10 protein-coding genes are annotated in these 11,569 nt (G+C 65.9%); 5 read left to right on the top strand and 5 right to left on the bottom strand.

The features are described 5' to 3' along the window. The first annotated feature begins 85 nt into the window (after window positions 1–85). Complete coding sequence (locus tag V7D81_RS14315; protein ID WP_324317388.1) at window positions 86–1,912, top strand: aspartyl protease family protein; 1,827 nt, start codon at window positions 86–88, stop codon at window positions 1,910–1,912. Here V7D81_RS14315 and V7D81_RS14310 read toward each other — a convergent pair. Genes V7D81_RS14310 through V7D81_RS14290 form a run of 5 tightly spaced genes read right to left on the bottom strand, consistent with a single transcriptional unit; the run spans window position 1,854 to window position 6,811 of the window. Next, the gene (locus V7D81_RS14310) at window positions 1,854–3,086 is read right to left on the bottom strand and encodes a glycosyltransferase family 4 protein (protein WP_324317387.1); all 1,233 of its coding nucleotides are present in this window, start codon (window positions 3,084–3,086) and stop codon (window positions 1,854–1,856) included. The two genes, V7D81_RS14315 and V7D81_RS14310, sit on opposite strands and share 59 nt — an antisense overlap. Continuing rightward, complete coding sequence (locus tag V7D81_RS14305; protein WP_324317385.1) at window positions 3,083–3,913, bottom strand: 2OG-Fe(II) oxygenase; 831 nt, start codon at window positions 3,911–3,913, stop codon at window positions 3,083–3,085. Before V7D81_RS14305 ends, V7D81_RS14310 begins: the two co-directional genes overlap by 4 nt. A gap of 23 nt (window positions 3,914–3,936) precedes the next feature. Further along, a complete protein-coding gene (locus V7D81_RS14300) occupies window positions 3,937–4,383 on the bottom strand; it encodes a hypothetical protein (protein WP_324317383.1) in 447 nt (148 codons plus the stop codon). Between the two features lie 5 nt (window positions 4,384–4,388). Then, the gene (locus V7D81_RS14295; RefSeq protein WP_349257664.1) at window positions 4,389–5,828 is read right to left on the bottom strand and encodes a GMC family oxidoreductase; all 1,440 of its coding nucleotides are present in this window, start codon (window positions 5,826–5,828) and stop codon (window positions 4,389–4,391) included. Next, window positions 5,825–6,811, bottom strand: coding sequence for a phosphoribosyltransferase family protein (locus V7D81_RS14290; RefSeq protein WP_324317379.1), 987 nt, complete (start codon window positions 6,809–6,811; stop codon window positions 5,825–5,827). The genes V7D81_RS14295 and V7D81_RS14290 overlap by 4 nt, the downstream gene beginning before the upstream one ends. A gap of 388 nt (window positions 6,812–7,199) precedes the next feature. Between V7D81_RS14290 and V7D81_RS14285 the strand changes: the two genes are divergently transcribed. The 4 genes from V7D81_RS14285 to V7D81_RS14270 all read left to right on the top strand — a co-directional run. Beyond that, a complete protein-coding gene (locus V7D81_RS14285) occupies window positions 7,200–8,645 on the top strand; it encodes an MOP flippase family protein (RefSeq protein ID WP_324317377.1) in 1,446 nt (481 codons plus the stop codon). Further along, entirely contained in the window at window positions 8,642–9,532 is an 891-nt protein-coding gene (locus V7D81_RS14280) for a glycosyltransferase family 2 protein (protein ID WP_324317376.1), read from the top strand. Before V7D81_RS14285 ends, V7D81_RS14280 begins: the two co-directional genes overlap by 4 nt. A 31-nt stretch (window positions 9,533–9,563) precedes the next feature. Then, window positions 9,564–10,649, top strand: a complete 1,086-nt coding sequence (locus V7D81_RS14275) for a hypothetical protein (RefSeq protein WP_324317373.1) — start codon at window positions 9,564–9,566, stop codon at window positions 10,647–10,649. A 135-nt stretch (window positions 10,650–10,784) separates the two neighbouring features. Continuing rightward, window positions 10,785–11,569, top strand: a 785-nt coding sequence (locus V7D81_RS14270; RefSeq protein ID WP_324317371.1) for a GTP cyclohydrolase II, incomplete at its 3' end; no start/stop codon positions are given.

Raw genomic sequence — 11,569 nt, 5'->3', positions numbered from 1 at the left:
CGAGCTTCTTTTGTTTCGGGGCCAGTGATACAACGCCGGTGTCGATGCGCCAACTCCGCAAACACCATAACGATGAAGGGATGTCATGAGCTGCAGGATCTGGGGGGTGCTGGTACTTGCGTTGCTGTCCGCACTGACGGCGACCGCGGCGGACAAGGAAAAGAAATGCACGCTGCAACAGATGGGCGAACTGCCCGTCACCATGTCGGGTACGCGACCGCTCATCGCCGGCACCATCAACGGTCAACCGGCCCGGTTTCTCGCCGACAGTGGCGCTTTCTTCAGCATGCTCACGCCCGATGCGGCCGAGAAGCACGGATTGAAACTGGGTTCGCTGCCGCCGAACATCCGCGTGCTCGGCACTGGGGGTGTCGAGCGGATGCAGCTGACGAAGGTGCAGAAGTTCTCGCTGGCGGGCTATGCAGGCGGTCGAACTTTCGAGAACGTGGATTTCCTCGTCGGCGGCAACCGCTTCAGCGGCGAAATCGACGGCATCATCGGTCAGAACCTCATCGGCCAGGCGGACACCGAGTACGACCTGGCGAACGGCTTTCTGCGCCTGTTCCGCGCTCAGGATTGCAAGGGTGCATTGCTGGCGTACTGGAGCGCAGGCCAGTCGGTTGCAGCGATGGAATACGAGCCGACCACGCTGCGTCAGCCGCACTTTGTTGCTACGGCCCGCCTCAACGGCAAGAAGATCCGCGTCATGTTCGATTCGGGCGCGTCGGTTTCATTTCTTACGCTCGATGCGGCGGCACGTGTTGGTATCGAGCCGGAGGATGAAGGCGTGCAGGCAGCAGGTCTGTCGCATGGCATCGGCAGGAAGGCGACGGAAAATTTCATCGCACGCTTCGACAGTCTCGATCTGGGCGGCGAAGTGATCAGAAATGCACGTCTGCGCATGGGTGACATCCACTCGGGCGACGGCGTGGACATGCTGCTTGGTGCGGACTTCTTTCTTTCGCACCGGATCTACGTCGATTCGAAGCTGCGCAAGATTTATTTCACGTACAACGGCGGTCCCGTGTTCGATCTGCGCCGCAAGCCGCAGCTCGCCGCGATGACGGCGGAAGGTGCGCCATCCGACGCGGCGGACGAAACGCCCGTGCCTGCAAGCGAGCCGGCGAGCGCAGCTGCTGCCAGCGCTCTCAGCGCCGCCGACCTGCGCCGGCGCGGCGCCGCATCCGCCGCGCGACGCGACTACGCCGCGGCCATCGTCGATCTCGATGCAGCCGTCAGACTCGATCCGGCCGATGCCGAGAACTGGTATCAGCGCGGCGTCGTGCTCTGGCAATCCGGCAAGCCGCTGCAGGCCGTCGACGATTTCACGCAGACACTGTCGCTGCAGCCCGATCACATCGCCGCGCTGATGGCGCGCGGTACCTTGCGGTTGCAGAGCGACGGGAGCGCAGCCCGTGCGGATTTCGACAAGGCGGTGAGTCTCGCGCCGGACGATGCGGCACTGTCGCTGCAGATCGCGCGTGCGCTCGACGGCGCCGGCAAGAGGCAGGAGGCCATCGCCGCTCTCGATGCCTGGGTCGCCAGGCATCCGAAAGACGATCGATTGCCGGGCGTACTGAACCAGCGCTGCTGGCTGCGCGCGATGGAAGATCTGGAACTGCCGCTCGCGCTCGCCGATTGCGACGCGGCAATCAAGCAGGGGGCGCGCAACTCCGCCACCTACGACAGTCGCGCGCTGGTGCATCTGCGCATGGGGAACTACGCCAGGTCGCTCGACGACTATGAACGTGCGCTCAAGCTGCAGCCGAAGGAGGCCTGGTCGCTGTACGGTCGCGGGCTCGCCAGAATCCGGCTGGGCCGGAAAGAACAGGGCGATGCGGATATCGAGGCGGCTACGGCGATCGATGCCAGCGTTGCGCGGCGCTATATCGAGGCGGGTCTGTCTCCGTAGTGCGTTCTGCGTCGATCGACGCCCCGCCCGGCAGGGAATCGAACGGCAGCGCAGCCAGCTCGCTGGTGACGATCCGCTGCAGCCTTTCGGCGAAGACTGCTCCCGAATAATCGCGCGCCACCTTCTCGCGACCGCGCTGGCCGAAGGTCTGGCGCAGCACCGCATCGTCGAGCAGCCGGCGTAGCGCGCGGGCGATGGCCTCGGGATCGTGCGGGTCGACCGTGAAGCCGTCGACGCCATCCTCCACGACTTCCGTCGAGGCATCGACATTGCCGCACACGACCGGCAGTGCCTGACGCCAGGCTTCCAGAAAGACGATGCCGAAGCCTTCCTTGGAAGAGGGCAGCAGGAATACGTCTGCTTCGTCGTAGATCGATCGCAGCGCCTGTTCGGCCACGCGTCCGAGGAATTCGACCCGCGTCTGCAATCCCAGCTCGGCCGCCAGCGCCTCGTAGCCGGAACGCAGCGCACCGTCGCCGACGATCCGATAGCGCAGTTGCGGAAACTGCGGAACGAGCAGCGCGATCGCGCGCAGCGCGGCGGAAATTCCCTTCGGCAGATCGTGCGGGTCCATGCGCGCGACGGTCAGGACGACCGGCTGATGCATGACGGGCCGCGGCTCGCGCACCTGCGCATCCTCCGGCGACAGGTCGAGCGCATTCGGCAACAGGTGCAGTCGATGTCGTGTCGCGGCGAAGGCGTCGCGAAACCTGCGTGCGGTAAAGCGGCTGACGGAGACGACGTCATCGACGCAGAACCTGACGATGGCGCGCGCTGCGAGGCGGTTGCGTCGGGTCCTGCCCGCGCTCCACGCCTCGATGCCGTGCACGAACAGCAGGTAGCGGCTGCCGGGGAAAAGCAGTCGTGCCGGCCAGAGGGCCTTCTGCAGCCGCAGGTGGGCGACGAAAACCAGGTCGAGCTGCGCGCGCCGGTGTCTCTGCAGCAGCAGCCACAGCAATCGCGCACGACTGCCGTCGGCCGTGACGAGCCTGATTGCTTCGGGCAGGGCGATGCCGGTCGCCACGCCGTTCAGCGCCAGGACTTCGAACTCGTATCCCAGCTCCTGTGCAATGCCGGACAGCGTACGCAGCACCCGCAGGTCGAAGCGCTGAATGCCGCCCACGGCACCGATGCGCTCGTGAATCACGTGCAGGATGCGACGCCGCGTCGTCACACCGGTCCCTTGATGAGGCGTCGTACTGCGTTCAGGACGATCGGCGGCGTGATCTGCTCGGCGGCGCGACGCAACGCCGACTTGCGTCTGCGATAGAACGCGGGCGCGAAGCGCGAGCTGTGCGGCGTGATCCTGTCGCCCGCGCCGCCGTGGGCCGTGTGGTAGTAGACCAGGAACGATCGCCGCATGCGGTCCGCCGGGCATTCGAGCGGCTGCGGCACGCCGTGATAGTTGGGATAGGCCACTTCGAAGATGACGGTGCGATTGAACTCGGGCTCGATCGACACCTCGCAGCGCTCGCCGGCGTGGTTCCACAGTTCGAGCTGGCCGCGATATTCCGGGCGCCAGTGCCGGTTGAGGAACACGATCACCACCAGCCGCCGCGTCAGTCCCGTGTCGTAGGCGACGTTCCTGTCCGCGTGCACCTTGAAGAAGTCGCCGCGTCTCATCATGGCGTGGCCCGCGCCCTGCAGATAAGGGTCCGGCAACAGTTGCCACACGCCCGTGATCTCGGAGAGCAGGTACAGGAATGCCGCCGAATGCATGAGCGCGACCATTTCGCTGCCGGCGCTGCCCACATCCATGGCGGAGCGCATGCGGTAGGTGCGTTCCAGGTCTTCCCGCTCGAACGTCTGCCATTGTTCCGCTTCCGGCGGCGGCGCTTCCGCCACCAGCCGGTCGAGGAATGCAGCGGCGAACAGGTTGTCCACGACCACGTGCGGAAACGGTTGTGCGCTCCGGTAGCGTTCGCGCAGCACATCGACGTCGCGCGGTACGTCGAGACTCTGGCCGAAATAGTCCTGCAGCGATGCGACGTTCGATTTCATGGGCGTCCGATCGGGTGGGTCGGCTAGGCATCCCGGAAGCGTGCGAAGGGATTGCCGCAGGCAGGCATCGCGCCGGCATAGAAGATGACTTCGCGCCGTGGATCGGCAACGCGAAAGAAGTTGCTGCCGGTCAGGAACTCCGACACCACCATGCGTTCGGCGCGCTCGATGCGATCACCGGCCTTCGGCAGACGCCGCGCAATGCCCGGCAGGGCGTGGTCCATCCACAGGGCGATGCGCTGGCGCGTGTCCTGAAAGCGCCAGTGCCGCATGAGTTCCTCCGCGAACCGCTGCAGCGATGCTGCATCGAGGGTGATGCCCGGCAGATGTCTGCGCACCGTGGCGACGATCCAGTCCTTTCTGTCATACGGCCGCAGGCCCAGCCAGCCCGCGCCGGCAACGCCGAGGACGGCGAGGGCGGCCAGCAGTCTGCGGCGGGCCGGAGATCGCGGTGTGTCTGGCGACGTCATGACGTTCAGGCGATCAGATGGGCGCTGCGCAGCGACAGCGCGGCAACCGTGAGGCTCGGATTCGAACAGGGACACGAGGGAAACACCGACGAGCCCGTGACCACCAGGTTGCGTACGTCGTGATGGATCTGGCGCGCGTCGACGACCGAACTCGCGCGGTCATGCCCCATGCGCAGGCTGCCTTGCACGTGCGACTCCGTCGGCCGCATCTGCAGGAAGTCGATGCGCTCGACGGGCAGGGGCGCCAGCACCCGGTCGAGCGCCGCGAAGGAACGATCCACGCCGCGGCTCGCGTATTCCGACGGCGCCGCGTGCGACACCCGCGGCATGCCGTCGCCGTCGACGGTGACGCGATTGTGATCCTGCGGCAGGTCTTCCACGACGATCGTCAGCGGCAGCAGCTGGCGCCAGCGGCCGTACTCGTTGCGCAGGCCGAACGGCCAGCGGTTTTCGAAGTAGATGAGCGCGCCGCCGTGTTCGCTGCGGAAGTCGCCGTCGTACAGCGTGTAGTTGAGACCGGTGGTGAGGGTGCCGCCGTCGAAGTTGTCCATGCCGTCGAGCAGTGCCTCGGCGTAGTAGCCGACCTGTTCGTTGATGCCCGCGCCGGTGAGCGGGTGATCCACGCCGGAGCGCAGCAGGATCGCCGGGCTGTGGATCGCGTTGGCGCCGAGCACGACGAGTTCGCCGCGGGCCGACGCTTCACCGTTCGACGTGCGGTAGTGCACGGCACGAACGGTGTCGCTGGCGACATCGAGATGCGTCACTTCGCATCCCAGGCGCCACTCGATGCCGGGCTGCGCGCGCAGATGACGGAAGCCATTGTGGAACGTGAACTTGGCGTCCACCGGACAGAGATTGCAGCGCGCACTGGAGCAGCAGCGGGCGCGTTCTGGATTGGCGATGCTGGCGCGGGCGGTGGCGATGGGAAAGTGAAATTCCGGTTGCGCAGCGCGCATCGCCGCGTCGACCGACGTCACGATGTGCGGCGGCTGCGGAAACGGTGCGGAGCGCGGCAGGAGCGTCGTCATGTCCTCGCTGCCCGCCACCTGCATGCGGCGTTCGGCGGCGAGATAGAACGGTTCGAGATCCTCGTAGCTCAGCGGCCAGTCCTGCGAGACGCCGTAGCGGCTGCGGACGCGGAAATCGCTGGGATGAAAGCGCGGTGTCTGGCCGAACCAGCAGTGGGTGCCGCCGCCGAGGCCGATGGTGAAGTTCCAGGTCTTGTGCCCCTCCGGCTTGCGGAAGGTCGACTCGGGCGCAATGTCGGAATTGCGGCCGTGCTGCAACTGCCAGGCGTGGGAATGCTCGCTGCCGCGTTCCAGGACCAGGATGCGTGCGGCAGGCCGCTTCTGCAGGAATCCTTCGATGAAGAACAGCGAGCCAAAGCCGGAGCCGATGACGACGAGGTCAAAGGCTTCGGTCGGGTTGGACGCCGGCGCGGTCATCCCGAGTGCGTGCTGCGCGTCGCGCGCCACGGCGCGATGCGCTGTTTGACCCAGTTCTTCAGCCGGCCGACACGGTGCCGCGCGTGCCAGTTCATCGTGCGATACGCAGCGCCTGGGGAAATGCCGCCCGGCAGATACAGGTTCATGTCGGCGATGCACAGCACCGGCCGCTGCGCCAGTTCCGCGATCTCGCGCGCCTGCTTCACGTCGCTTTCATAGAACAGGATCGCGCCGGTCTCGCGATACACGCGCGCCTTGTGACTGGCGTGCGACCCGAGCCGTTGCCGCTCGGCGGCGGACGGCAGATCGATCAGATGCAGCCGGTCGTACGCGATGCCCTGCGCCTGCAGCCAGCGTTCGGTCGGTTCCCGGTACTTTTCCAGACGTGCGGAAACGATATGGCCGATTTTCTGTGTCGGCACGATCAGCGGTTTCGCCTTGCCTACGAACTCGAGATAACGCGGCCCGTCGTCGTTCTCGCGATCGGTGGGATCCACGCACAGGATGCCGTCCATGTCGAAGCACGAGTTGCTGACCTGCGGGTGATGGAAGGCATTCCATTCGAACAGCCGCGGATGCGGCATCTCGCGGAAGTGATGGTCCACCTCGGCGCGCTTTTCCGGAACGACCACCGCGGCACACGTCGAGATCTTTCCCGCGTAGCCGGCTTCGCGCACGCGCCGGACGCAGCGCCGCATCGAATCGCCGGTGCGCAGGCTGTCGTCGACGAGCAGTACGTGCTGCGCAGCCAGCGGTGAAGCCACGGTCGCGCCCACCGCACGCGTACTGCCGTGACCCGGCAGGCGATCGGCGAGAAAGCTTTCGAGATCGACGACCAGCCGGTTGGTGAACAGTCCGATCATGTACGCGGGAATCATGCCGCTGCGGGGAATTCCCACGATCAGATCGATGTCGCGCGGCAATGCGTGCAGCCCCGCGCGGATATCTGCCGATAACTGGCCGATCGAAACATATCCGAACATGCAGTCAGTCCATCCGTCGTTGCAGTGTGGTCGATGATTGTTTCATTCGCGATTCCGGCCGCGGCACGCGCGGCTGCACTGTCGCATGGCGCCGACGAGTTTTCGTTGCGCGCGCATGGTGCGCATCGTTCGCTTCACTGAACGGGAACCAATGTGCAACGGCGTGAATTTGTTCCTTCGAGTCCCGGCCGCGCCAGTCACGAGGAATCGCTTGGTCACACTTCCCCGGCAACGAATTTGCAGTGTCCTTCGTTGCATGAACACGCAGACCCTTCATCGTTCCGTCGCGCCGGTCACTCATCATGAGCGCAGGTCTTGCCAGAACCGTTCCAGCCGGCCGGCCGCACTGACGACGATGCCCGTCACCCTCGTGCTGCATTGAATCATCGTGTCAGCCGTCAACAACGCCCGCTGGATCGCCGCGTCGCAGGCGGCGAAGATCGCCGTCCAGTTCGTCAGCGTCGCCGTGCTCGCCCGGCTGCTGACGCCGGCGGACTACGGCCTCATCGCGATGGTCTGGGTGGTGGGCAATCTCGCCACGTTGCTGCGCGACATGGGCACCGCCGCCGCGATCGTCCAGGAACCGGACCTGACCGACGAGACGACCAATTCGGTCTACTGGTTCAACGTGGCGGTCGGCACGTCGCTGTGTCTCGGTCTGCTGGCGCTGTCGCATCCGATCGCCGGCGTGTTCCGGACCGATGCGGTCGTGCAGCTGCTGTACGCACTGGCGCCGACGTTCCTGATCAGCAGCCTCGGGTCGGTGCATCGCGCGCTGCTCGAACGGCGCTCGGCGTTCCGCATCGTTGCGACCGTCGAGATCGCCACGTCGGTCTTCGGTCTGATCGTGACCATCGTCGCGGCCTGGTTCGGCGCCGGTGCGATGAGTTTCGTGCTCGGCATGCTGACGATGTCGACGGTATCCACCGTGGCGTTCTGGAACAGCGCGCGCTGGCGCCCCGGACGCATTGCTGGCAGCGAACGGTTCCGCGCCGTGCTCAGGTTCAGCGGACACCTGTCGGCGTTCAACCTGGTGAACTATTTCGCGCGCAACGCCGACGCCTTCGTCATCGGGCGTTATCTCGGCGCCTCCGCGCTCGGCATCTATTCGACGGCGTACAAGGTCATGCTCTTTCCGCTGCAGAACATGACGTTCGTGGCGAACCGCGCCCTGTTTCCGGTGATGTGCCGCTTCAAGACCACGGCGGAGATGCGCTCGCTGTATCTCAAATCCGTATCGGTGATCGCGATGCTGACGGCGCCGCTCATGGCCGGCGTCTTCGTGCTGCGCGAGCCGTTCATCCACACCTTCCTCGGCGCGAAATGGCATGCAGCGGCCGACGTGCTGATCTGGCTCGCGCCGGTCGGCTTTCTGCAATCCATCGTCAGCACGACGGGAACGGTGTCGATGGTGCGCGGCCGTACCGATCAGCTCATGGTCATCGGCCTGGTCGTGGCCGGATTGCAGGTGATCTCGTTCTTCATCGGCGTCCGCTGGGGCGTCATGGGCGTGGCGTCCTGCTACTTCGTGGCCAATCTGATCGGCGCCGTTCCCGCGCTTGCCGTCGCGCTGAAGCTGCTCGATGCGAAGTTCTCGGAGCTGTTGCGCCAGATCTGGGCCGCGATCGCGTGTGCGCTGCTGATGGGCTGCGGCATCCGGGCGATGGAGAAATGGCTGCTGCCGCCGGAGTCGTCGGCGCTGCTGCATCTGCTCGCCGGCATCGCAACGGGCGCCGTGATCTACGGCGCACTGATGCTGGTGCTGTTTCCCGGCCGGGTGCGGCTGGCATTCACGCTCGTGCCGGATTTCCGCCCGCGGGGAGCGCAATCATGACCATCGTCTCCGAGGGCATCCTGGTTTCGATCTACCTGCCGACGAAAGACCGGCGCGAGCTGGTGCAGGCGGCCGTCGAATCGGTACTCGCGCAGACGCATCGTCCGATCGAACTGATCGTCGTCAACGACGGTTCGACCGATTCGACCCGCGCCTGGCTCGACGAACTTGCGGCGACGCATGACTTCGTCCGCGTCATCCATCACGAGAAGCCGCTGGGCGCGCCGCGTTCGCGCAATGAGGCGATCCGCGCAGCACGCGGCGAGTGGATCACGGGGCTCGACGATGACGACGAGTTCGAGCCGGGACGGGTCGAGGCATTGCTGCACTTCGCCCTGACGCTGGAGAAGGCCGGCATTGCGTTCTCCGCCGTCTATTCGCAGTACAACACCGTGCGCGGCGGCAGCGTGCTGCCGACCTCGAAGCGCGGCAGCGTCGGTCTCGACGACCTCTTCGTGAACAACTGCGTCGGCAACCAGATCTTCGCGCGCAAGCAGGTGTTTCTGGACGCCGGGCTGTTCGATGAATCGCTGCCGGCCTGGCAGGATCTGGATCTCATCATGCGCGTGGTGCACACCGGCGGTCCGGCGCGGATCTTCGATGCGCCGCTCTATCGTTTTCGCGACGACGAGCGCGACGACCGCATCTCGCGCAAGCTGAAGACGCGCATTCTCGATGCCTACCGCCACGTGGTGGCGAAGTATCCGCAGGCCAGTCCGGCGGCGCGGCGCGCGCTCTACTGGCAGGTCTTCGGCAATCACTACGGATTTCCGGTCGAATGGTCGGATGTCCGTTCCTATGTCGCACTCGGTGCCACGCCGCGCGAACTCGCGCGCATGCTCGCGACCGGCTGGCGTCGCCGGCGTCAGGCCGCATCGAGTCGCTGAACGTGTTCACTTTCGTCGACGGAACAGACCCATGCAGTGGCTGAGGGAACGGGCGCATCGCAATCCGTGGGTGGCGGGCTTCTTCGACCGCGCGCGCGAGCGACGTCGTTCGCGCCACTTCGGCGAACATCTGCAGGCGAGCATCGGCATGGCCGTGCGCTGGCGACGGCGCGAGGCAGCGGTCGCCTGCCTGTGCACGCAGGTGAGCGAACTGCTGGCCGTGCGTCCGCCGCCGCCGCGCAAGGGCTCGCCGTCGCGCATCACGATCCGCGAACCGGATCTGTCGCGCATCGAAGCGGCCTGCCGCAATCCGGCGACGATCGAGATCGGCGCGGACGAGCTGCAGGCCGCCGCGCGCGTCGCCTCGCTGGATCCGGCGAACGTGCGCGCGTTCCAGCTGTATCTCGCAGCCTGCTGGCTGCACCACGAACCGCTCCTTGCTTCGTTGCGACAGGTGCTGAGCGAACGGATCGTCATTCACATGAGCTGTGCACCGCGACTGGCGCGCGCGAATCTCAGCATCGCCAGCTTCGCGTCGCAGAGGCTGCCGCGCGTGAGTCATCTGAAGCTCATCGGCAATGGCGATCACAGCACGTTCGACGCGGCGAACGGTCTGCTCGCCGTGGCCGCCGCCGACAGCTACGAAAGCCTGCCGCAGAAGATGTTCCAGGGTCTCGCGCTGCTGGTCATGGCCTGCGATCCGCAATGCATCCTGAAACTCGACGACGATCATCGACTCCGCAGCGCCGCGGCATTGACGCCGCTGTTCGATTTCGCGGCGGCGTCGCGCGAGCCGATGCAGATGGGCCAGATCAACCGCGTGCTCATCCCTTCCGCGCATCATCGCGCCTGGCACTTCGGCAAGTGCGTCGATCCGGATCTCAACGAACGGATCCTCGCGGCGCCGACGCCGCTGCAGTGGGCTGCCGGCTCTGCGGGCTACCTGCTCAATCGCCCGGCGCTGTGGCGCATCCTGTGGGCGTCGCTCTATTACGATCGCTGGCTGAACGAGATCCTCTATGAAGATCTCGCGCTCGCTGAAGTCGCTGCCAAGACCGGTATCCGCATCGTGAACGCGCCGCTGGCGCGGGCGATCGGCGCGGTGTCGGAATACTGAAGGCGTTCGTCCTCCGCCTGTAGGTCAGGCTTCAGCCTGACTCCTCAGAAGGCCGGCTGAAGCCGGCCCCACAGGAAGAGGAGGAGCACCCGCGGCTCGCTGGCCGGGCGGTACGCAAAGCCTTATCGTACCGGCATGTTCGCGTACATCGATCCCACGATCCGCGCCCGGCTCATCGCGGCCGGCAAGCTGATCCGCATCAACGCCCAGGGCGAAGCCGTCGACCCGAATGCCTCCATCGTCGAAGGCGGCAGCATCCTGCTCAATGTTCTCGGGCCTGTGCCGTTGCCGATCCGCATCGGCGGTGAGCCGACGACATTCCAGTGGTACGCGTTCGTGCGTCACACCGAACTCGCCGAGGCCAACCGGATGGCGGACGCCCTGCGCGGACGCGGCGAGCCGCAACTGTTTTCATTGATGTCGAAGAGCATGACCGTCAACAGCGCGCTCGTGCTCGGCGATCTGCGCGCGGCGCAGAACCCGCTGGTGCGCGTGCATTCCTGCTGTCTCACCGGTGACGTGTTCGGTTCGGCGCGCTGCGAATGCGGCCCGCAGCTCGAACTTGCGTTCCGCCGCATCGAAGCCGAAGGCACCGGCGCCGTCATTTACATGAGCGGCCACGAAGGTCGCGGCATCGGCCTGTGGGCCAAAGCGGTGACCTACGTACTGCAGGACGGCGGCGAAGACACCTACCAGGCCAACCGCTCACTCGGCCTGCCGGACGACAGCCGCGACTTCAGCGATGCCGCCTCGATCCTGCTGCATCTGCGCGGCGACAAGCCGATCCGCCTGCTCAGCAACAACCCGAAGAAGCACGCCGACCTGCGCGCCGGCGGCCTGCATCACCTGCAGGCGGAGAAACACGTCACCGGCATCAGCGAGAGCAACCGCCGCTATCTCAATGCGAAGCGCGGCTGGGG

Source organism: Povalibacter sp., assembly GCF_036735925.1.
Taxonomy (GTDB): Bacteria; Pseudomonadota; Gammaproteobacteria; order Steroidobacterales; family Steroidobacteraceae; genus Steroidobacter.
This window is presented reverse-complemented; position numbering and strand designations above follow the sequence as displayed.